This window comes from Vibrio sp. THAF64 (assembly GCF_009363455.1).
Taxonomy (GTDB): Bacteria; Pseudomonadota; Gammaproteobacteria; order Enterobacterales; family Vibrionaceae; genus Vibrio; species Vibrio coralliilyticus.
The window spans coordinates 231,780-253,091 of sequence record NZ_CP045355.1 but is presented as its reverse complement, the minus strand read 5'-3'; the positions used below and the strand labels follow the sequence as shown (position 1 = coordinate 253,091).

Genomic DNA, 21,312 nt, shown 5'->3' with positions numbered 1-21,312 from the left:
TTACCAAAACTGGCCAATATTTTATCCCTACGAGATAAAAACAAGTTCATTTTTGGCAAATATCTTTAGTTTTAACTCCATGACTTTGAGGAAGATGGAAGCATGAACAACGCTCGTCCAATTCGCCGCGCCCTAATCAGCGTATCAGACAAAACAGGTATTGTTGAGTTTGCCCAAGCTCTCGCTGAACGCGGTGTCGATATCCTATCCACAGGTGGTACTGCCCGCTTACTAGCTGAGCAAGGCATTGCTGTCACAGAAGTATCCGATTATACGGGTTTCCCGGAAATGATGGACGGACGCGTTAAAACGCTTCACCCAAAGGTTCATGGTGGTGTTTTAGGCCGTCGCGGTCAAGACGATGACGTGATGGAAAAACACGGCATCAATCCTATCGATATGGTTGTCGTTAACCTATATCCATTTGCTGAAACTGTGGCTAAAGAAGGCTGTACGCTTGCTGACGCGGTTGAGAACATCGATATCGGTGGTCCAACAATGGTTCGCTCTGCTGCGAAAAACCACAAAGACGTGACTATCGTAGTAAATGCACACGACTACGACCGCGTCATCGCAGAAATGGACGCAAACGAAACGTCTCTTACGCTAGAAACACGCTTCGATCTCGCTATCGCGGCATTCGAGCACACAGCGTCTTATGACGGTATGATCGCAAACTACTTCGGCACTATGGTTCCTAGCTACGGCGAGAACAAAGAAGGTGACGAAGAGAGCAAATTCCCTCGCACATTCAACCAACAGTTCGAGAAGAAGCAAGACATGCGCTACGGTGAGAACAGCCACCAAGCAGCGGCTTTCTACGTTGAAGCAAACCCTGAAGAAGCTTCGGTTTCCACTGCTCGCCAGATCCAAGGCAAAGCCCTTTCTTACAACAACATCGCAGACACGGACGCGGCGCTTGAGTGTGTGAAAGAGTTCGCTGAACCAGCGTGTGTGATCGTAAAACACGCGAACCCATGTGGTGTTGCACTTGGCGAAGACATCCTTGAAGCATATAACCGTGCTTACCAGACTGACCCGACATCGGCATTTGGCGGCATCATCGCGTTCAACCGCGAACTTGATGCAGCAACAGCATCTGCGATTGTTGAGCGCCAATTCGTTGAGGTTATCATCGCACCATCTGTTTCTGCTGAAGCAATCGAGGTTGTTGCAGCGAAGAAGAACGTTCGCCTACTTGAATGTGGCGAATGGACAACTAAAACAACTGGCTTCGACGTAAAACGCGTTAACGGTGGCCTGCTGGTTCAAGACCGCGACCAAGGCATGGTAAGCCTAGATGACCTTAAAGTGGTCTCTAAGCGTCAGCCAACAGAAGAAGAACTGAAAGATGCCCTATTCTGCTGGAAAGTAGCAAAGTACGTGAAATCTAACGCGATCGTTTACTCGAAAGGTGACATGACGATTGGTGTAGGCGCCGGCCAAATGAGCCGCGTTTACTCAGCGAAAATCGCAGGCATCAAAGCGGCAGACGAAGGTCTGCAGGTTGAAGGTTGTGTGATGGCATCAGATGCATTCTTCCCATTCCGTGACGGTATCGATGCGGCGGCAGAAGCGGGCATCAAGTGTGTAATTCAACCGGGCGGTTCTATGCGTGATGACGAAGTTATCGCTGCAGCGGACGAACACGGCATGGCGATGATCTTTACCGGTATGCGTCACTTCCGCCACTAATTTCCTCTTCGTATTTGGCACTGTGGCGTCGTTAGCGGCTTTCGCCCACCCCAGCTGGCTATGCTCCCGGGGATGGGCTCAATTGCTACCTAGCCACATCACCAATTACTTTGAGCAAGACTTATAATTTTGTTTTTTAAATATTCCGATATTTGAAATACGTAGAGCAAGTCAGTGACTTTAGTTCAAGGAAAACACGCGGAGCTTATGACCATAAGTGAGCATGTTTGACACAGAAATAAAGGCTCTGAAGCAGCTATAAGGATTTTAAAACATGAATGTATTGATTATTGGTGCCGGCGGTCGTGAGCACGCTTTAGGTTGGAAAGCAGCACAAAACCCAAACGTTGAGACAGTATTCGTTGCACCTGGTAACGCAGGTACCGCGCTTGAGCCAAAGCTAGAAAACGTAAACATTGGTGTTGAAGCAATCTCTGAGCTGGTTGCATTCGCTCAAGAGAAGAAGATCGAGCTGACGATTGTTGGCCCAGAAGCGCCACTCGTTATTGGTGTAGTTGATGCTTTCCGTGAAGCGGGATTACCTATATTTGGTCCTACTCAAGCCGCTGCGCAGCTAGAAGGCTCTAAAGCGTTCACCAAAGATTTCCTTGCACGCCATAATATTCCAACTGCGGCTTACGCTAACTTCACTGAGATTGAACCAGCTCTTGCTTACGTTCGTGAACAAGGTGCTCCTATTGTTGTAAAAGCAGACGGTCTTGCTGCAGGTAAAGGTGTTATCGTTGCGATGACGCTAGAAGAAGCAGAAGACGCAATCAAAGACATGCTCGCAGGTAACGCGTTTGGTGAAGCCGGCAGCCGTGTGGTGATCGAAGAATTCCTAGACGGTGAGGAAGCCAGTTTCATCGTGATGGTTGACGGCCAGAGCGTTCTGCCAATGGCCACCAGCCAAGACCACAAACGTGTTGGCGACAAAGACACTGGCCCTAACACCGGCGGTATGGGCGCTTACTCCCCTGCACCAGTGGTAACGCCAGAAATTCACGAGCGTATTCTTGAAGAAGTTATCTACCCAACCGTGCGCGGCATGGATGCGGAAGGTCACCCATACACTGGTTTCCTTTACGCTGGTCTTATGATCGACAAAGACGGCACGTCAAAAGTTATCGAATACAACTGCCGCTTTGGCGATCCAGAAACCCAGCCTATTATGATGCGTATGGAATCTGACCTTGTTGAGCTTTGCCTGATGGCTATCGACGAGAAACTTGATGAAGCCGAGTCTAAATGGGATCCACGTGCGTCTATCGGTGTGGTTCTAGCAGCTGGCGGCTACCCTGCTGACTACGCGAAAGGTGATGTAATTTCACTTCCTACAGGCGATGTTGAAGGCCAAAAAATCTTCCACGCAGGTACAGCGAATAACGAAGCAGGCGAAGTTGTGACGAATGGCGGTCGTGTTCTATGTGCAACGGCACTGGGAAATAGCGTCTCAGACGCTCAGCAGCAAGCGTATGCGCTGGCTAAGCAAGTTAGCTGGAATGGTATGTTCCACCGCAATGACATTGGTTACAGAGCGATAGAGCGCGAACAAAGCAAATAATCGCTCTGTATCCAAAAAGGCGCCTCTTTAGGCGCCTTTTATATTTTAATCAGATAGCAGACTAGGCCTTTCAATACAGGAGTGATCTTCATCTGCCAGCATGAGTAAGTCTTCAACAATAACTCGGTTGGTGCGTGTCGAACCAAGGAAAGCTACGTAGTTGTCCACTCCAGCTAAGCGATTCACCACAAATGACGGCAGTGTCTGATTAAACTCCAATCGAGAGTAGCTCTGTCCAGAACAGGTTTCAAATGTTGAACCGTCCCAGTAGCCTTGAATCAGCTCTTGACCTTTTTTATCCTGCTCTTTCGTCACGGTTACCACAGTCATCGCATCATTTTTGTAGCGTTCGAGTTCAGCTGGCTTGACCGGAAGCACTTTGCCATCTAATCGGTACTGCTGATAAACCGCTTCACCGTCCTTATTGAAACGAACATGCACTCGGTATTTCACCAGCCCTTGTTCGCCTTTAAGCTGTTCGCCTTCACGAATCAGTTCTCTCAGCTCCCCTTCCGTCCAGCTGTAGTCGGTTTTATACCAACCGTAATCTCCTGCTGTGACATAGTCTGCGGCTGCGCTAGGAGAAGCAATCTTTTCCGTATACCAGTATAAGCTTGTGGCATCGCCCATGCTTTTCCCGCCCGTGTAATAAGCGAACTGATCTAAGTTAGGAGTAGGAACGCTGGAAGAACAACCAACAATAAAAGAAGTGATTAGTGAAGAGAATAAACGTTTTTTCATGACAGTGATGCGCCAAGACAGAAGACTACCTTGGCGCATTATAAATTATTTCACTGCGTCTTTCAGAGCTTTACCTGAAACAAATGCAGGAACGTTTGCAGCAGCGATTTGGATCTCATCACCAGTTTTTGGGTTACGGCCAGTGCGAGCTGCACGGTGGTTTACTTTGAACGTACCAAAACCAATTAGTTGAACTTGGTCACCCTCTTTAAGTGCATCAGTCACACCGTCAAGAGTTGCTTCAAGAGCAGCTTTAGCTTGTGCTTTAGATAGATCTGCTTTCTCTGCGATAAAGTCGATTAATTGGGTCTTGTTCATTAGGTTTCCCTTCTCATATGTTATCGAATTCAACTCACTCTAAAGCATAAATGCCCCATCTGGCAAAGGTTTGTAAGCGATCTTTAGCTTTCATGACGTACTTTTAACCATAATATGAGTAATAACTCACAATTTGTTACCTTCCTCTCCTATGCGAAGGCTTGTTTTTAATCATAATTAACCTTATTTATAAAACGCGGATAGTCCACGAAGCCTGATATTGTGGGGCCTGAAGCGAATATAAAATACTCACACCAATAATGCCCAGGCATAGTGACTCATTTCATAATTGATAATTTTGATGAGTACATTGCAAAATTCGGTGGTGGTATAAACCTGATATAGGACATTTATGTTACTGCTAACCATCTACGTCTCTGTTGCGATTGGCGTATCCTTTATCTGCTCGGTCCTCGAAGCGGTTCTACTGAGTATTACTCCCAGCTATCTGGCACAACTGCGTCAGCAAGGCCATCCGGCCGCAGAGAAATTATCAAAATTAAAAGCGGATATCGACCGCCCACTAGCTTCAATTCTGACACTGAATACCATCGCTCACACTATCGGCGCCGCCAGTGCAGGTGCACAAGCTGCTGTAGTTTTTGGTAGCGAATGGCTAGGTGTATTCTCAGGTGTATTAACTCTGGGTATTCTTGTGCTATCGGAAATTGTGCCTAAAACCATTGGCGCAACATACTGGCGTCAGCTGTCTCCTCTTGCAGCCATTACGTTACGTTGGATGGTGTGGGCACTGACACCGTTTGTGTGGTTTTCAGAGCAGATCACTAAACGCCTTGCCCGCGGTCACCAAGCACCAAAGATGCGTGATGAACTCTCTGCGATGGCGATTCTGGCTAAAGAGAGCGGTGAATTTGCAGAAGGTGAGACGAAAATTCTCAACAACCTGCTTGGCATTCAGGACGTTCCTGTCACTCAGGTCATGACACCACGTCCGGTCGTGTTCCGTGTTGACGCTGAAATGAGCATCAATGAATTTCTGGCTCAGCATAAAGACACACCGTTTTCTCGCCCACTGGTTTACAGCCAGTCCAAAGACAATATCATCGGTTTTGTACACCGCTTAGAGATGTTTAAACTTCAGCAGGCAGGTTGTGGTGAGAAGCAGTTAGGAGCAGTGATGCGTCCGGTTCACGTACTACTGAACAACTTATCTTTGCCAAAAGCGTTTGAGCAGATGATGGCGAAGCGCCTCCAGTTGGCGATGGTTGTTGATGAATACGGCACCATTCAAGGAATCCTAACGCTGGAAGATATCTTCGAGCACTTAGTTGGAGAAGAGATCGTCGATGAAGCGGACAGAGCTACCGACATGCAAGAGCTTGCGTTTGAGCGTTGGGAGAAATGGAAAGAGACACACGGCGTGATTGAAAGTCGTGATGACGATGAAGAAAATCAGGTTTCTGAACTACAAACCAAGAAAGAAGACCACTAATAAAATCGGGAGCCTATGGCTCCCGATTCACATTAAAGGCTGACGCCAATATTGCTGATACCATCTTCTCTCAGCTCAAAGCGAAGATCTTTAATCAGTTCAATGTCTCGTTCCTGAGCATCTTTCAGTGGACGGAAAATAGCCCACTGCACATCCCACTCTTCACAAACCGCTTCATTGTCTTTCTGATTATCATTAGTTATTTCGAGGCCAGTTTGCGCTTCTTCTAGCTGAGCCACCGTCTGTACCGACTGTTGACTGATTTTTTGCATGCTTTCAAATAAGTCATCGCGATCCAACAGGCCGTGTAGCAGGGTAGACAAACCAATACAGGCATCAATCGCGGGGTAGACACCATAAAAATCAAAATCTTCAGAACTTGGAATAATCTCTTCTAACTTCTCCAACTGGCGCTCATAATTAACCTTGGCACTCTTGACTGTTAGTTGCTCCCAAATGCTATCCAGAATATCGCGATAAATACGTGGCTCTGCAAATTCCGTGCTGTCACAAAACATCGCAAAATTAGGGTACATACGTTCACACAGACACGCCATAAAGGTAATCTGCTTCCAAGGTTCTAACTTCTCAAGACGAAGTTGAAGAGGGTTCTGTAGCATAAGGACTCATTGGTTCAGAAAAAGACAGCGGAAGTGTACTTGATAACCATAGTGGAAAAAAGCGAAGCCGATGAACAATTTCACCAACAAAGTCTATTTACTGACTGAGCACAACGAAACTTACCAGCAGCAGATCGACAAGCTGCAGTTACCGGATCTCGAGATCACCGACAATCCAGAAGATGCTTCTATTTTACTCGCCTCTCCACCACTGGTCGCCAAACGGCTTAGTGATTTTCCCAACGTAGAGTGGATGCAATCGGTTTATGCTGGAGTCGACGCTCTCACCACCAACACCCCGAATTTTCTCCTCACCAATGTGAAGGGGATATTTGGTCAGCAAATCTCGGAATACGTTCTCGGTTACCTTATTCAACATCATCGCCACTTTTTGCACTATCAAGAAAGTCAGAATCAGGCCAAATGGGAGCCCAAACCCTATCAATCTCTAAGCGCACTCACTTTATTGATTTTAGGGACTGGCTCAATAGGTAACCATCTCGCCAAAACGGCTCAGGCATTTGGCATAAAAGTGATCGGTATTAACCGCAGTGGTATTCCGTCCATGCATTCTCCTTTTGACGAAACTTACCATATTCAGGAGCTAGACAGTGTACTGAGCCGAGTCGATGTGGTAGTTAACACGCTGCCCAGTACCAAAGAAACACATCATCTACTTAATCATCAGTCTCTCAGTCACTGCCAATCCGCCTTACTATTCAATGTGGGCCGCGGTGATGTCGTGTGTGAGAACGGTTTACTTGCCGCTATAGAAGAGCAAGCCATTGCCCATGCCTTTCTTGATGTGTTTGAAAACGAGCCACTCGAAGCCAGCCATCCATTCTGGCACCACCCAGCTGTTACAATCACTCCGCATATCGCCGCTCTTAGCTTCCCTGAACAGGTAGTCGAGATCTTTGCTGACAACTATCAACGTTGGCGAGATGGGTTTTCTCTACTGAATGAAGTCGATCTCGACAAAGGTTACTGATGCTAGAAGATCTGCTCCAACAAATTCGCCAATGCCGGCTGTGCGAGCCTAATCTACCCCTGGGAGCCAATCCCATTATTCAGGCGAGTAAAGAAGCCAAGCTACTGATCATCGGCCAAGCGCCAGGGACCCGAGTGCACAAAACGTCCATCCCTTGGAATGACCCGAGCGGTGACAGGTTAAGACAATGGCTTAAGCTTGATAAAACGGCCTTTTATGACGCGACCAAGATAGCCATCATGCCCATGGGGCTGTGTTATCCCGGCAAAGGCAAAAGCGGTGATCTCCCTCCAAGAAAAGAGTGTGCCCCGCAATGGCACAGTAAGGTGCTCGAACAACTGCCTAACATCGGTATGACGCTGTTGATAGGCCAGTATGCACAAAACTATTATCTGCAAGACAAACCGAAAACACTCACCGAAACCGTCAGAGCGTGGCAGCAGTGGGCACCTCACTATTTGCCCCTACCTCACCCTTCTCCGAGAAATACTTTGTGGTTAAAGCGTAACCCTTGGTTCGAAGCCGAAGTGGTGCCTTTTATCCGCGAATACGTTCATGCTCATATAGGGCTTGAACAAGAAACGAGTTTTGAATCAGCTCGTATTTCTGTAATAAAGTTTCAACAAATATAGAAAAAATAGCCACATCACCTTAGTTGCATTCACTTGCACAATATTTGCAATCTTAGCCTACAGCATTTGACTCACAGCGATATTTTTCGCTAGATTGTCTACTTAACAAGGAACAATGGATGTAATTTTTTTACAAGGCAGGACGACAATGAACGAGAAATACTCTGCACTCAGAAGCAACGTGAGCATGTTGGGACACTTGCTCGGTAATACCATTAAGGACGCCCATGGTGATGCACTTCTGGAAAAAGTAGAAACGATTCGTAAGCTTTCTAAGTCTGCGCTTTCTGGTAATCAATCAGATCGTGAAAGCTTGATTGAGGAAATTAAAAGCCTACCCGATGAGCAACTGACGCCTGTTGCCCACGCTTTCAACCAGTTCCTCAACCTGACGAACATGGCGGAGCAGTACCACACTATTTCACGTCATTGCGATGCACATGTCTGCGAACCAGACGCCATCAACAACCTGTTTTCCAAACTTAGCCAAAACGACATAAGCAAACTCGACACTGCTCAAGCGGTGCGAGCTCTCAACATTGAGTTAGTGCTTACTGCGCACCCAACCGAAATCACTCGACGCACCATGATCAACAAGCTGGTCAAAATCAATAAGTGTTTGTCGAAACTAGAGTTAAACGACCTGTCAGCCAAAGAACGCCAGAAGACTGAACGTCGCCTCGAACAATTGATTGCCCAAGGCTGGCACTCTGACACTATTCGTCAGCAGCGTCCAACCCCTCTTGATGAAGCCAAATGGGGCTTTGCCGTCGTCGAGAACTCCCTGTGGGAAGCAGTGCCTGACTTCTTACGCGAATTGGATGGTCGTCTGCGTGGTTATCTTGAAGAAGGCCTGCCTATTGATGCTCGCCCTGTGCATTTCTCTTCTTGGATGGGTGGCGACCGTGATGGTAACCCATTTGTCACCCACACTATTACCCGAGAAGTCATGCTGCTGTCACGCTGGAAAGCCGCAGATCTCTACCTCAATGACATCAATGAGCTGGTCAGTGAACTGTCGATGACCCGCTGCAATGACGCGGTACGCTCGCTCGCGGGAGAAGACGAACACGAACCTTACCGCGCCGTACTGAAACAGCTGCGAGCTTTGCTGACTGAAACCAAAGAAATACTGGATGCCAAAGTAAATGGTCAGAAGCTGGCTGTTAAAGCTCCCCTTCAATGTGTCGAGCAGTTATGGGAACCTCTTTATGCTTGTTACCAATCTCTTCATGAGTGCGGTATGGGCATCATTGCTGATGGCTCGCTTCTCGACACGCTACGCCGAATCAAAGCCTTTGGGGTTCATCTGGTACGCCTCGATATTCGTCAGGAAAGTACGCGCCACTCCGATGCTTTATCAGAGCTGACTCGCTACCTTGGCATTGGTGATTACAACCAGTGGAGCGAACAGGACAAGATAGCGTTTTTGACCAATGAGCTGGCTTCTAAACGCCCACTTCTCCCACGTGACTGGCAACCATCCGAGCAAGTCCAAGAAGTACTCGATACCTGTAAGATTGTCGCCGCCCAGCCACGTGAAGCCTTTGGGGCTTACGTGATTTCTATGGCGCGCACGGCTTCTGACGTATTGGCCGTACATTTACTTCTGCAAGAAGCAGGCTGTCCATATCGCATGGATGTCTGCCCACTGTTTGAAACGTTAGACGATCTGAATAATGCCGAATCCGTGATCAAACAATTGATGGGCATTGATCTCTACCGTGGCTTTATCCAGAACCACCAAATGGTGATGATCGGTTACTCTGATTCTGCAAAAGATGCTGGTGTGATGTCAGCGGGCTGGGCTCAGTATCATGCGATGGAAGCACTGGTCAAAGTCGCTGAAGAAGAAGGGGTTGAACTGACACTATTCCATGGTCGAGGTGGCACCATTGGTCGAGGCGGTGCGCCCGCTCATGCAGCTCTATTGTCTCAACCACCGAAGAGCTTGAAAGGTGGCCTGCGAGTGACAGAACAAGGGGAAATGATCCGCTTCAAGCTGGGCTTACCTGAAGTTGCTGTCAATAGCTTCAATCTATATGCCAGTGCGATCTTGGAAGCTAACCTGCTGCCGCCTCCCGAACCAAAACAAGAGTGGCGTGATCTGATGAATGTACTTTCAGAGGTCAGTTGTGAGGCGTATCGAAGTGTTGTTCGCGGTGAACCTGACTTTGTTCCGTACTTCCGTCAGGCAACGCCAGAATTGGAGTTAGGTAAACTACCTCTTGGCTCTCGCCCCGCTAAACGTAATCCAAAAGGTGGCGTAGAAAGCTTACGTGCAATTCCATGGATCTTCTCTTGGAGTCAAAACCGTTTGGTTCTACCGGCGTGGTTAGGTGCTGGTGAAGCCATTCAATACTCCATCGATAAAGGTCATCAGGCGCTACTCGAAGAGATGTGTCGTGAGTGGCCGTTCTTCTCCACTCGCTTAGGCATGCTGGAAATGGTGTACACCAAGTGTAACCTTGAGATCTCACGTTACTATGATGAGCGCTTAGCTGATCCTAAACTGCTGCCTCTTGGCGATAAGCTGCGAGCTCAACTTCAGCAAGATATCAAAGCGGTACTCAACGTTGAAAACAACGAGAACCTGATGCAAAGCGATCCGTGGGGTCAGGAGTCAATCCGTCTGCGTAACATTTACGTCGAGCCATTGAACATGCTGCAGGCTGAACTGCTTTATCGTACTCGTCAGAGCGACGCTGCGTCACCTGAGCTGGAAGAAGCATTGATGGTAACTATCGCTGGTATTGCAGCGGGCATGCGCAACACAGGATAAACTTGTAACAAAGTACAAAAAAGGCTGTCTCAACGGGCAGCCTTTACTATATCTGATTCTAAAAACGTCAAATCAAATAGCATTATTTAAACAAAAAAGTGGCAAAACTATCAATCAAGCAGGACAATAAACTAAAATATCCATTTATTGAGCAAATTATCAGTTTTTTGGGTTATTTTGTCCTTCTATTCCACTTTATGCTTATTATTTAGATATACTAATGCTCCCTTGCGATACACAACAACATCTACATATCGCTCTAGGTGATAAAACGGCTTTTAAGGTGACATGGCCAACTTTGTTGGCGCTGCTTAAAGAAATTAACTGATGATAAGTGCCACAGAAGCACGACAGTAACTAAGCAGTTGTTAGTAGTTATTTGACCATTTGGATTGAAGACATGTCATTACCACACGTTATCCTGACAGTTCTGAGCACACGCGACGCAACTGGATATGATATCACCAAAGAATTTTCCGCCACTATTGGTTACTTCTGGAAAGCAAGCCACCAACAAGTTTACCGCGAGCTGAATAAAATGGCTCAGAATGAGTTGGTTACCTGCGTATTAGAACCTCAAGAAGGCAAACCAGACCGCAAAGTATATTCGATCACAGATTCAGGCCGTGTCGCTTTAGGTGAATGGTTCGATCAGCCAACAGCGCACCCAACAGTTCGTGATGAATTCTCCGCTAAGTTGATGGCTTGCGCCGTTCAACCTTCCGCACCTTATCGTGAACAACTGGCTGAATTGGTTGAGGAATCACGCAAGCTAGTGGCTCACTATCAAGAAATAGAAAATGCGTACTATTCAACTCCTGCAACTTTGGATAAACAGCAGCGCTTGGAACGTTTAACGCTTCGCCGTAATCTATTGGTTCGCCAAGCTTGGATTGAATGGGCTGAAGAAGTACTCGCTGAATTAGCCTCTCTAGGCTAATGCGATAAAAAAGGGTTGAAGCCAAAACTTCAACCCTTTTTTGTTTTCTTATCAGCGGTTCAGTGTTAAATGCCGTCTCCACCAATAAAGCTTTGTGAACGGCCGTTAAACTGTTGATCCATATCCAGTGAGGGCTTATCCGTTTTAGGGCGACCAACAATCTTAGCTGGTACACCCGCCACCGTGGTGTGAGCAGGAACTGGCTGCAATACGACAGAGCAAGACCCAATCTTAGCGCCTTCACCAACTTCAATATTGCCAAGAATCTTAGCGCCCGCGCCGATCATCACCCCTTCACGGATCTTCGGATGTCGATCTCCGCACTCTTTACCAGTACCGCCTAACGTTACGTCTTGCAGAATCGAGACATCATTTTCGACGACCGCCGTTTCGCCAATCACTATGCCCGTTGCGTGGTCAAGCATGATGCCATGACCAATTTTTGCTGCCGGATGAATATCCACCTGGCACGCCACTGAAATCTGGTTTTGCAGGTAGGTGGCCAGCGCAATGCGACCCTGGCGCCATAACCAGTTCGCCACACGATAACCTTGCAAAGCATGATAGCCTTTCAAGTACAGTAAAGGCATTGAGTACATAGAAACCGCAGGATCTCGATTCACTGTAGCACAGATGTCACAAGCCGCCGCTTCTGTTATCGAGTGATCAGCGTTAAAAGCTTCTTCAACCACTTCTCGCACGGCCATCGCTGGCATAGACGCTGTATTCAGCTTGTTGGCTAAAATATAACTCAGCGCGGCTGCTAGGCTTTCATGCTTGATGATCGTCGCATGGTAAAAGCTTGCTAGCATTGGCTCTTGTTCTGAAAGCTCTCGCGCTTCGCGAACAATGGCTTGCCATACTTTCTGTTTTTCACAATGTTTCATTTCTCAACCCTTCACCTAAGCTTGCTTAAGTGTTTTTCGCTTTCCGTGTCTCTGGACGTTTACGCCTCTGATTTCTTATCACGAGCAAGCAAATCTTTTGCTGCCATGTGTGCATCTTTTCCTTGATACAACACTTGATAAATTTGGTCAACAATTGGCATCTCGACACCCATGCGCTGTGACAATAGCCAGACCTCTTTGGTATTACGATAGCCTTCGACGACCTGGCCAATCTCATCTTGAGCAGTATCCACATCTTTACCCTGACCTAGAGCTAGGCCAAAGCGACGGTTACGTGATTGGTTATCTGTACAAGTCAGAACCAGATCCCCCAACCCCGCCATACCCATGAAGGTTTCTGGCTGCGCACCTAATGCAGCGCCAAGACGCGTCATTTCAGCAAGGCCACGAGTAATCAGAGCCGTTCGAGCGTTAGCGCCAAAACCAATACCGTCTGACATGCCAGCACCGATCGCAATCACGTTCTTAACTGCGCCACCCAACTGCATACCTGTAAAGTCACTGTTGGCATAGACACGAAACGTCTTGCTGCAGTGAATTTTCTCTTGGAGTTCAGAAACAAAACTTTCATCAGGGGAGGCCACTGAAATCGCCGTTGGCATGCCCATCGCAAGCTCTTTGGCAAACGTAGGTCCTGATAGCACAGCTAAAGAGTACCCTTCCCCCAACGCTTCTACAGCCACATCTTTCAGCAGACGCCCTGTCTCTGGCTCAAGCCCTTTCGTTGCCCAGCAAATACGTGAGTCGGCTCTTAAATGAGGCTTAATGTTGTTAAGCACGATACCAAACACATGACTCGGTACCACAACCAGTAAATCGCGACTGGCCTGCACGGCTTTTTCTAAATCTGACTCAACAATCAGTGATTGTGGAAAATCAATATCTGGCAAGAATTCGTGATTCGCTCTATCCGACTGCAAACGTGCCATATGCTCAGGGTCATGGCCCCAAATCACCACATTCGCGCCATTTCTCGCCAGTGAAATAGCCAGAGATGTACCGTATGAGCCAGCACCAAGCACCGTCATAGCAATTTCTTTCCCGTAGCCGTTTTGAATGTCTGAGTCCGTCATTAATCCGCCCGATCGTATTAAAAATTTGGAAGTTGGAACTTCGAATGGTTTCAGTGTAAGGAACTATTGTAGGCAATAAACAAAAAATGCACATCACATCCTTTGATGCTCTGTGCATTTTGTTTATGCCGAGAAACAGCGGTAAAGCAATTAAGCTTCCGCAGTGCCTTCTTGCTGAGCTTGTTGCTGCAGGTAGTTCATAAACAGAGCGTCGAAGTTAACTGGCGCTAAGTTCAGTTGTGGGAATGTACCTTTAACAACTAGGCTAGAAATCGTTTCACGAGCGTATGGGAATAGAATGTTAGGGCAGAATGCACCTAGACAATGCGCAAGCTGGCCTGCTTCCATTTTGTCAGCAGTAAAAATACCACCTTGTTGAACTTCACACAAAAACGCAGTTTCTTCTTCATTCTTCACCGTTACAGTCAGACGTAGAACAACCTCATAAACCCCTTCACCAAGCTCGCGACTTTGAGTGTCTAGATCTAGCTTCACATCTGGGTTCCACTCTTTCTGGAACATATTTGGTGAGTTAGGCGCTTCAAAAGATACGTCTTTAAGGAAGATACGTTGAATCGCAAAGTTTTGTACGTCTTGTTGTGGTGCTGCTTCAGCCATTTTGAAATCCTTTAATAATCAAGTTGTCTGCTTGGAGACTAACCGAGAGAGCTTGCTATGACTAGGTTTCCGCTAAAATTCGTGGAAATGTTCACATCTCTCTATAACAAACGCTGATTTTTCAATCAGCGTTTTCAGTAAAGCCACTAAATTTATTTTTTGCCTTTAACCAAAGGCAAGTTTGCTTCATTCCAAGCAATCAGGCCATTCTTCAGCAAGCTGACATTTTCAAAGCCTGCTTTTGCCAGAAGGTTAGCACTCTCTTGTGCTGTCTGACCTGTTTTGCATACCACAATGATTGGGCTAGATTTGTGGTTTTCAAGGCTGCCAAAGTTACCGGCCTTGATATCAGAAGGTAAAATGTGAACTGCATCGGTAATATGCCCCTTACGGAACTCATCTTTACTACGAATATCCACCACAACACCATTTTCACGGTTCATAAGTTGTGTCGTTTGTGATGCAGTGATCTCTTTGTATGCCGCTGTCGTTGATTTGACGATATTCATAATAAGGGCAACCAATAGACCAACCCATACTAGAGAGAGAATCATGTTCTCTTGAAAAAATGCGATGTATTCTTGCATGTCCTGTGCTCTTCAATAATAGAGCTGCTTTGTTAAGCAGCTCTGGACTAAAATTCAGACTGGGAGTATAGCGGGGATGAGAACTTAAGGCGAGAGCACCTTAAGTTTGATAGTTAAATAGCTAGTCATTCTCTCGACGAAATGCATAACGGATAAGAACAATCGCTACACCTAAAATCCCCCCAAACAATGTCGCTAGGATACATATCAATGCTCGTTTAGGGCCAACCTTTTCTTCAGGTACCACAGGAGGGTCGATAACTTTAAACGCATATTCATCTTTCACTTCAGCCAGCATTAAGGTTTTCGTTTGCTCCTCAATAAGTTGGTAAAATACATTTTGCATATCAACGACTTTGGTTCTGTCCAACTGTTGTTCAAGATATTCAATATTGCGATTCGTTTCAGTTAAAGACTCTTCTTTCATCCATAGGTTAAGCTCCTTAACCAGCCACTGAGTCCATTGCTGTGCCACGTATGGAGACAAGTGAGTAATGCTAACGCTTACAATACCCGTATCTGTAGCTTCGGACACATTTAGAACACCTTTAAATTTTTTGTAAGCTTGCCAAGCTGTAGGCTCGAGAGATTTTTCTGGATCCTCGGGATCATTTAACCAACGAATACCATCATAAAACTCTGGGTTCAGTACTAACTTATTATTCTCCTTATCCCAATATTCCGTTGCCATCAAAATTGGAAGTAAAGCATATTTATCAATAAATGCATTGATAAACTTACGAGATTCCAACGTTGCAAGAGATACAGACTTATCGTCTGTTCTCCCACCTCCGACGTTAATTCCCGCCAAAGAGGCAAGTCCTCCAAACTGACTAGCCATTGCAGCTAGCCCACCACTTTTTTCATCATTTGCAGAGACCAAGGTTGCAGATGCTCGGTAAGTATTCGGTTGGGATAAAGCAAACCAAACACCGCCTATTGTAAATAGTACGGCAGTAACAATTACCACCCACTTTCCACTCCAAAGGGCAAGGAACACCCCCCTTAAATCTATTTCATCATTAACAATTGACAAGTCTTGGACTTGAGTGAAATTACGTTCATGAATGACTGGCTTATTCATAATATCTTCTTGAATATAAAAGCGCTCTCTAGACAATAGAGAGCTAATAAACTAATTAATCTTTTACAGCACTCCAAGCTACACCAATTTGGTACAAGATTTGCGTCGCTGAAGTCAATGTGCTCAAGCCATCTAGGTAATCCGTATCTAAAGGCACGATGATTGTGTCCCCAGGTTCCAAAGGATTAGATTTACGACTGAACCAAAATGAATTGTTGGGCAGCATGACAGAACCATCAGCACGCACAACATAAACTCGGTCTGTATCCGCTTGTTTTTTAGTGCCGCCAGCCGAAGAAATATAATCTTCGATAGTCATCCCAGGAGTAAAAGTATGGTTAGAGGAAAACTGCACTTCTCCCATCACACTCACAATTGGCTGCCTTGCAGGGACATATAGTTTGTCACCTTTTTCAACCATAATATCAGCATCAGAATTTCCAGCTAGCGCTTCAGGAAGGTTAATGACTAAACGACCAATGGCCTCAGTCGATGCAAGCTCATCGGCAATAGTCATCGCTTCAGTTGGGCTAGTAGTAAAGGTAGCGCTTGAGTTTTGCCGACGTAGCGCTAAGTTACCAATTTCTTGTTTCAATTGTAGATTGAGTAGCTTCAACCTCTCTTCTTCTTGACGGCGCAAACTTTCACGACTAAATACCGCTCCTTGAGCATAGGCAAACTGAGTTAATCCACCTGCACGCTCTATAAGGTCTTGAATCGTTTCACCGCGCTGGAAGGTATAGGTTCCCGGAAAAACAACTTCACCTTGTAATTCAATTGAATTGCCACGTTGCCAATTTGGCTGAGTCTTGATCACAATGTGATCTTGTGCCTGAATATCAAGCTTTTCCTGACCACTCAGAATCTCATTCGGGGAGAAAGAGTAGTGCTGAACAACAAAGTCTTGCTTTACTTTTTCCGAACGACTTAATTCAGCGCTATACATAAATGCTTGCTCAGCAAAACCACCAGCAGAAGCAATCAGTTTTTCAAAGTTGGCATTCTCAGCCAAAGGATAAACTCCTGGATATTTTACTGCGCCTGTGACTTCTATAATTTTTGCTTGCTCGGTAATGTTAGCTTGGCCTTTAAGCCTTTCAATGATTGGTTTTAGCAAGGACTCTCGACTAGACAAGCGAAAATCATCCGCTAGCGCAAACTTATCATCGTCAGCAATATCAAGTTTCTTTTGCTGCTCTTTTTCTACAAGAGCGCCTGTTTCTGAGTCCAGTACAACAACGCTCTTCGAGTCAACTGATGGTAATTGCTCATTTTGGAGCGTTTTATCTTGATATTGCTCAACAGTGTTCCTATCAATACTCTCACTGAGCTTCTTCGCTCTCTTGGAGCTAGTAGATTTTTGCTCTCTATACCAGTAATCTACGTTTAAGCCATTATCAAATACAAATAACTGGTCACCTTTGTGAAGAGAAAAATTATCGACCGAGCTTGGCGACTTTAACACCTTACCTAAATTAAATTGCCATACACTAATATCACGGCTGTCAGGCTTTTCTCTAACCAGTAGCGCATAAGACAGGTCTGCGTTTTCTTTGAGATCAACTCGGCTGATCACATCACTGATCCTAAGCCCTTCTACAAATTGATAAGCACCTTGACGGAATAGTTCACCACGAAGTGCGATGGCATTATCCAGTTTATCACCTACTGGCAATAAAGAGACTTCATCACCTGCTTGTAATTTAAAATTTTCCCCATGTGGGGATGACAAATCTAATGTCAGCGGCTCAATGCCCTTTACGCTGCGCCTTTTCACACTAACTTTTGATAAATAAGCACTAGGTAAAGCCCCACCAGCGATATTGATTAAGCCATTTAAGCGACTATCTAATTTGATTTCGTAGTGAGCAGGGCGAAGGACTTCACCTTTGACCACAATCTCAGCTTGCTTCGCAGGAACAAGAATAGTGTCTCCAGCTTGTAAACGAATATCTTGGCTAGAATTACCATTAACTATCAAATCATAAGCATCAAATGACACCACAGTTTTTCCAAGTCGTTTTACTTTAATATCTCGTAAACTGCCCGTAAATTTGATTCCGCCTGCTGCTATCAAAGCTTGAGATAAAGTAGTCAGCCCATTGACATTATAAGCGCCGGGCTGCTTAACATCACCAGTAACAAACACCTGCATGGTTCGCATGGCACTCAAAGAGACAACCGCTTCGACACCAATAGACTTACGCTGAATAAGCGATGCTACATAGCTTTTTAGCTCGCTAAACGTTTGTCCTGCAACATATTCGGGGCCATATTCAGGGATATTGAGTTTGCCCTCTCTATCGATTTTTAACTTTAAGTCACTATAAGACTTTCCATACAGTTGAACTCGAACTTCATCCCCAGGGGCAATAATGTAGTCATGAGGAACAGGCAAATTATCGACGGGAGTAAAATCTAGTGATCCCCCTGAAAAAACATCGTACCCAAAATAAGGCAATTCAGAGGCTTTTTGTTCATTAACCGCTTCAGTATCTTTCCCTGAAACTTCGGTCGCTCTCTCTGATTTCTTCATTTCAGGGATTTCTGTATCTGCACTAGAAGAAGCAGCACCGAGAGAATTTATTGCAGAAAGATCGACCCCCATTTGCCGAGCAAGCTGTTCTTGTTGGGCTTTAGGGAGAGATTGGAACTGATTGATCTGATCTTGAGTTGGCGTTGCTGCGTTGACACTCGCACTTAGGAGTATTGAGGCAGCCAACATATGTATATTGAACTTCAAAGTTGTGATACTCATTAAATTATATAATCTACTGTTCTCTGGTGTTAGCGACACAATCAAAACCTAAATTCATACCTAGAACCAAATACCATCTCACTGTCATTGGTGTCTTTATTGATATAATCTGCGCTAAGCTTAATTCTTCCTTGGAATGCAGGAAGCTGGTAAGCCAGTTGATATTGTCTCTGCCTGTCATTTTTGTCATTCAATAATTTTTGCGTCGAAACAATCGCAGAAACCTGATGATCATTGACTAGTTGAAGATAACTACTCAACGACCAACTACTTTCATTCAGGTAACTAGCCTGCAAGTAATTATCAATTCCTTCATCCACAATTAATTTGCGCTCTTTCGAAGTCATTGACTGATATTCGACCGCTACACGAAATGAACTGTTGAATATAGGCTTATGTCCACTCCAACCTATCAGGTAAGCACCTAAACTATTTTCCTTTTGAGCTGAGGCTACTTCAGCATACAGCCCATGCTGCACATTATATACTTTTGGTAAAGTTAGCTTTACATCGACAGCGGATTGCTTCTGATTTTTTGCTACGTAATTCGTATTTGCTTCAAACCAATAATGCTGAGTAAAACCGAGCTCTAACCAAGAATTCAGTTTACCAGCATATCTCATAGAGGTTCTGTATTCATAATCGAGATCCTCTAACTTTGAGGTCACAATATTTACACTCCACACTCCAAGAAAATGATTGTCTCCGATCCAGTTCAGACCAGCATCTAAATCATTTCCTGACGTTGCTAAAATGAGACTGTGATTCCAACCGTGCCCCCACCATCTAGGTAGCATACTTATATCAAGTAACGCGCGGCCAGCATTCAGTGCAATGTAACTGTCTTTAAAAGAAAACTCTTGATCATTAGCATGCTCTAGGTAATAAGAAGAGTTGAGCCTATACGCATAACTGTTAGCTAGGTATTCATAGCTCGCTTCTACAGCCCATTTATCACGCTTTATATCCGCAAACCAACCATTGTCTAACTCTTTATTACCACCTGATAATGCGAAGCGACGATTACCACGATTAAGTTTAGCCGTCTGAAGAGCGTAATTAAAGTGAGAAAATTCGACATTTAAGCCACTAGATATATCGACGAAACTTTTATCTCCTGCTGCAGATGACCAACGTAATGGAAATGTGCTAGTTACGCCGTTAAGCACTGCTCCATCACTTAGCGCGACCATAGATGACCTTAAAAAAGGATCACTTGCTTCGATCCAAGGAGAAGAATAGGCATAATTACTAATTAACATAATAGATGTAAATGGTACAAATAACCTAAATATTTCAATCCTTGGCATGTATCCTACTTATGTATGTCTCTGAATCGATAAACAATACGAGCAAATTCAGAACCGATTTCCTTAGTTTTAGCTCATTATAAAGGGCGATATAGATTAAGCAATCCACCATATTGTGATCACCTTGCATTAAAGAAATTTAAATTTTTACAGATATAAAAAAGTGAAATAGAATCAAAACTGGAACAAAATAATTTGTTCCTACATCGATGTTAAATTGTAAATTTACAAGGAACACTCAATGAAGAAAATTGCTCTAACGATGTTAGTTGCGTTATGCGCGTCTGCTGGTGCTTTCGCTGAGGAAAGTACCGCCGCTAGCACTGCTGGCGGTTCAACTGCTGGTGGTACTGCTGCAGGTTCTACTGCTGCAGCCTCAACAGCAGCGGCAGGTGTAGCGACAACAACAGCAGTAGCAGTTGGCGCAGCTGTTACTGTTGCCGCTGTTGCCGTTGCTGCATCAGATAATGATGGAACAGACGGTACAACTAATTAATTTAGTTTAACCAACAAACACCCTTAGCTCCGCTAAGGGTGTTTTTTTGCGATATTTATTAGTTCGAGCTTTCATCATGACAAATAAACTACTTGCCCTATCTATAGTTGCTCTTTCTGCCTTTTTAACTGGGTGCACACAACGTTTTTCAGACACTAATGACACACTAAAAGAAGCGTTCTGGGGCTTTGAGGACGTAATTTTAAATAAAGAAACAATCGAAAAAATACCCTATGCTAGCAGCTATTTTAAGATTAATGATGGGCCACAAATTTTTATGGTGCTTGCATTCGTTGAAAAAAATCCACAATCTGGAAAAACTCAGCATAAATGGCTCTCCAGTGACAAAGCGATGATTGTTACCGAAGAAGGTCGTATCGTCAGGACTTATAACCTCCCAGAGGCAAACCTAGCTGGCAAAATATCGCCCAATAGCATCATACATTTTAACACTCCTCAGTATCACTGGACTTCCGTATACGATTGGCAACCTGAATACCAATATAATCACCAAGCAAAAGTCACCACAGAGTCTGTGGCAACAATTAAATTAGACTCTGTGATGTGGTCTCAAAAGGTCAAAATCTGGCATGAGTATATTTCATTTGAAAGATTGGGTGAAACCATGCAAAGCACTTTTTGGGTGAATGACAATGGAGATGTATTGAAATCAGCCCAATGGGTCATTCCAGACCAACTTTTCATCGAGCAAGAAATACTCAAGCCATTTAAGGGGTGATCT

At 45.1% G+C, this 21,312-nt stretch carries 19 protein-coding genes; 9 read left to right on the top strand and 10 right to left on the bottom strand.

What is annotated here, in order from left to right:
- Positions 1 to 102 precede the first annotated feature (102 nt).
- Together purH and purD are read left to right on the top strand one after the other, a co-directional pair.
- Complete coding sequence (gene purH / locus FIU99_RS01110; RefSeq protein WP_006963278.1) at positions 103 to 1,695, top strand: bifunctional phosphoribosylaminoimidazolecarboxamide formyltransferase/IMP cyclohydrolase; 1,593 nt, start codon at positions 103 to 105, stop codon at positions 1,693 to 1,695.
- A 274-nt stretch (positions 1,696 to 1,969) separates the two neighbouring features.
- Positions 1,970 to 3,259, top strand: a complete 1,290-nt coding sequence (purD, locus tag FIU99_RS01105; RefSeq protein WP_006963279.1) for a phosphoribosylamine--glycine ligase — start codon at positions 1,970 to 1,972, stop codon at positions 3,257 to 3,259.
- A 45-nt stretch (positions 3,260 to 3,304) separates the two neighbouring features.
- Here purD and FIU99_RS01100 read toward each other — a convergent pair whose 3' ends face one another.
- Both FIU99_RS01100 and hupA read right to left on the bottom strand, forming a co-directional pair.
- Complete coding sequence (locus FIU99_RS01100) at positions 3,305 to 4,000, bottom strand: DUF1481 domain-containing protein (RefSeq protein ID WP_039952769.1); 696 nt, start codon at positions 3,998 to 4,000, stop codon at positions 3,305 to 3,307.
- A 45-nt stretch (positions 4,001 to 4,045) separates the two neighbouring features.
- Positions 4,046 to 4,318, bottom strand: a complete 273-nt coding sequence (hupA, locus tag FIU99_RS01095) for a nucleoid-associated protein HU-alpha (RefSeq protein ID WP_006963283.1) — start codon at positions 4,316 to 4,318, stop codon at positions 4,046 to 4,048.
- Positions 4,319 to 4,670: 352 nt separating this feature from the next.
- On the opposite strand from hupA, the gene FIU99_RS01090 reads away from it, so the two are divergent.
- On the top strand, positions 4,671 to 5,771 hold the full coding sequence (locus tag FIU99_RS01090) for a CNNM domain-containing protein (RefSeq protein WP_006963285.1): 1,101 nt from the start codon (positions 4,671 to 4,673) through the stop codon (positions 5,769 to 5,771).
- A gap of 32 nt (positions 5,772 to 5,803) precedes the next feature.
- Here the strand turns inward: FIU99_RS01090 and FIU99_RS01085 are convergent, their stop codons facing one another.
- Entirely contained in the window at positions 5,804 to 6,391 is a 588-nt protein-coding gene (locus tag FIU99_RS01085; protein ID WP_006963287.1) for a YjaG family protein, read from the bottom strand.
- 70 nt (positions 6,392 to 6,461) lie between these two features.
- Between FIU99_RS01085 and FIU99_RS01080 the strand changes: the two genes are divergently transcribed.
- The 4 genes from FIU99_RS01080 (at position 6,462) to FIU99_RS01065 (ending at position 11,736) form a co-directional block, all read left to right on the top strand.
- Positions 6,462 to 7,382, top strand: a complete 921-nt coding sequence (locus tag FIU99_RS01080) for a D-2-hydroxyacid dehydrogenase (RefSeq protein ID WP_006963289.1) — start codon at positions 6,462 to 6,464, stop codon at positions 7,380 to 7,382.
- Complete coding sequence (locus tag FIU99_RS01075; protein WP_006963291.1) at positions 7,382 to 8,014, top strand: uracil-DNA glycosylase family protein; 633 nt, start codon at positions 7,382 to 7,384, stop codon at positions 8,012 to 8,014. The genes FIU99_RS01080 and FIU99_RS01075 overlap by 1 nt, the downstream gene beginning before the upstream one ends.
- A 148-nt stretch (positions 8,015 to 8,162) precedes the next feature.
- Positions 8,163 to 10,796, top strand: coding sequence for a phosphoenolpyruvate carboxylase (gene ppc / locus FIU99_RS01070; RefSeq protein ID WP_006963294.1), 2,634 nt, complete (start codon positions 8,163 to 8,165; stop codon positions 10,794 to 10,796).
- Positions 10,797 to 11,196: 400 nt separating this feature from the next.
- Complete coding sequence (locus FIU99_RS01065) at positions 11,197 to 11,736, top strand: PadR family transcriptional regulator (RefSeq protein WP_006963298.1); 540 nt, start codon at positions 11,197 to 11,199, stop codon at positions 11,734 to 11,736.
- 65 nt (positions 11,737 to 11,801) lie between these two features.
- Here the strand turns inward: FIU99_RS01065 and cysE are convergent, their stop codons facing one another.
- The 7 genes from cysE to FIU99_RS01030 all read right to left on the bottom strand — a co-directional run bounded on the left by cysE (position 11,802) and on the right by FIU99_RS01030 (position 20,074).
- Complete coding sequence (gene cysE / locus FIU99_RS01060) at positions 11,802 to 12,623, bottom strand: serine O-acetyltransferase (protein ID WP_006963300.1); 822 nt, start codon at positions 12,621 to 12,623, stop codon at positions 11,802 to 11,804.
- Positions 12,624 to 12,682: 59 nt separating this feature from the next.
- Complete coding sequence (gene gpsA, locus FIU99_RS01055; RefSeq protein WP_006963302.1) at positions 12,683 to 13,717, bottom strand: NAD(P)H-dependent glycerol-3-phosphate dehydrogenase; 1,035 nt, start codon at positions 13,715 to 13,717, stop codon at positions 12,683 to 12,685.
- A gap of 150 nt (positions 13,718 to 13,867) precedes the next feature.
- On the bottom strand, positions 13,868 to 14,335 hold the full coding sequence (gene secB / locus FIU99_RS01050; protein ID WP_006963304.1) for a protein-export chaperone SecB: 468 nt from the start codon (positions 14,333 to 14,335) through the stop codon (positions 13,868 to 13,870).
- Positions 14,336 to 14,487: 152 nt separating this feature from the next.
- Entirely contained in the window at positions 14,488 to 14,922 is a 435-nt protein-coding gene (locus FIU99_RS01045) for a rhodanese-like domain-containing protein (RefSeq protein WP_021457395.1), read from the bottom strand.
- Between the two features lie 121 nt (positions 14,923 to 15,043).
- Entirely contained in the window at positions 15,044 to 16,006 is a 963-nt protein-coding gene (locus FIU99_RS01040; RefSeq protein ID WP_006963308.1) for a Wzz/FepE/Etk N-terminal domain-containing protein, read from the bottom strand.
- Positions 16,007 to 16,061: 55 nt separating this feature from the next.
- Positions 16,062 to 18,764: an SLBB domain-containing protein gene (locus FIU99_RS01035; protein WP_039952726.1), complete on the bottom strand. Its 2,703-nt coding sequence runs from the start codon at positions 18,762 to 18,764 to the stop codon at positions 16,062 to 16,064.
- Positions 18,765 to 18,805: 41 nt separating this feature from the next.
- On the bottom strand, positions 18,806 to 20,074 hold the full coding sequence (locus FIU99_RS01030) for a hypothetical protein (RefSeq protein ID WP_006963312.1): 1,269 nt from the start codon (positions 20,072 to 20,074) through the stop codon (positions 18,806 to 18,808).
- Between the two features lie 241 nt (positions 20,075 to 20,315).
- Here FIU99_RS01030 and FIU99_RS01025 point away from each other — a divergent pair, with 241 nt between their 5' ends.
- Positions 20,316 to 20,570 (top strand): hypothetical protein, encoded by a 255-nt coding sequence (locus FIU99_RS01025; protein ID WP_006963314.1) that lies wholly within the window; start codon positions 20,316 to 20,318, stop codon positions 20,568 to 20,570.
- Positions 20,571 to 20,646: 76 nt separating this feature from the next.
- Positions 20,647 to 21,309: a YjbF family lipoprotein gene (locus FIU99_RS01020; RefSeq protein ID WP_039952728.1), complete on the top strand. Its 663-nt coding sequence runs from the start codon at positions 20,647 to 20,649 to the stop codon at positions 21,307 to 21,309.
- Positions 21,310 to 21,312: the final 3 nt, after the last annotated feature.

Excerpts from the sequence above, each read along its gene's own strand:
- purH (WP_006963278.1), top strand. The coding sequence starts at position 103 with ATGAACAACGCTCGTCCAATTCGCCGCGCCCTAATCAGCGTATCAGAC.
- purD (WP_006963279.1), top strand. The coding sequence starts at position 1,970 with ATGAATGTATTGATTATTGGTGCCGGCGGTCGTGAGCACGCTTTAGGT.
- FIU99_RS01100 (WP_039952769.1), bottom strand. The coding sequence starts at position 4,000 with ATGAAAAAACGTTTATTCTCTTCACTAATCACTTCTTTTATTGTTGGT.
- hupA (WP_006963283.1), bottom strand. The coding sequence starts at position 4,318 with ATGAACAAGACCCAATTAATCGACTTTATCGCAGAGAAAGCAGATCTA.
- FIU99_RS01090 (WP_006963285.1), top strand. The coding sequence starts at position 4,671 with ATGTTACTGCTAACCATCTACGTCTCTGTTGCGATTGGCGTATCCTTT.
- FIU99_RS01085 (WP_006963287.1), bottom strand. The coding sequence starts at position 6,391 with ATGCTACAGAACCCTCTTCAACTTCGTCTTGAGAAGTTAGAACCTTGG.
- FIU99_RS01080 (WP_006963289.1), top strand. The coding sequence starts at position 6,462 with ATGAACAATTTCACCAACAAAGTCTATTTACTGACTGAGCACAACGAA.
- FIU99_RS01075 (WP_006963291.1), top strand. The coding sequence starts at position 7,382 with ATGCTAGAAGATCTGCTCCAACAAATTCGCCAATGCCGGCTGTGCGAG.
- ppc (WP_006963294.1), top strand. The coding sequence starts at position 8,163 with ATGAACGAGAAATACTCTGCACTCAGAAGCAACGTGAGCATGTTGGGA.
- FIU99_RS01065 (WP_006963298.1), top strand. The coding sequence starts at position 11,197 with ATGTCATTACCACACGTTATCCTGACAGTTCTGAGCACACGCGACGCA.
- cysE (WP_006963300.1), bottom strand. The coding sequence starts at position 12,623 with ATGAAACATTGTGAAAAACAGAAAGTATGGCAAGCCATTGTTCGCGAA.
- gpsA (WP_006963302.1), bottom strand. The coding sequence starts at position 13,717 with ATGACGGACTCAGACATTCAAAACGGCTACGGGAAAGAAATTGCTATG.
- secB (WP_006963304.1), bottom strand. The coding sequence starts at position 14,335 with ATGGCTGAAGCAGCACCACAACAAGACGTACAAAACTTTGCGATTCAA.
- FIU99_RS01045 (WP_021457395.1), bottom strand. The coding sequence starts at position 14,922 with ATGCAAGAATACATCGCATTTTTTCAAGAGAACATGATTCTCTCTCTA.
- FIU99_RS01040 (WP_006963308.1), bottom strand. The coding sequence starts at position 16,006 with ATGAATAAGCCAGTCATTCATGAACGTAATTTCACTCAAGTCCAAGAC.
- FIU99_RS01035 (WP_039952726.1), bottom strand. The coding sequence starts at position 18,764 with ATGAGTATCACAACTTTGAAGTTCAATATACATATGTTGGCTGCCTCA.
- FIU99_RS01030 (WP_006963312.1), bottom strand. The coding sequence starts at position 20,074 with ATGCCAAGGATTGAAATATTTAGGTTATTTGTACCATTTACATCTATT.
- FIU99_RS01025 (WP_006963314.1), top strand. The coding sequence starts at position 20,316 with ATGAAGAAAATTGCTCTAACGATGTTAGTTGCGTTATGCGCGTCTGCT.
- FIU99_RS01020 (WP_039952728.1), top strand. The coding sequence starts at position 20,647 with ATGACAAATAAACTACTTGCCCTATCTATAGTTGCTCTTTCTGCCTTT.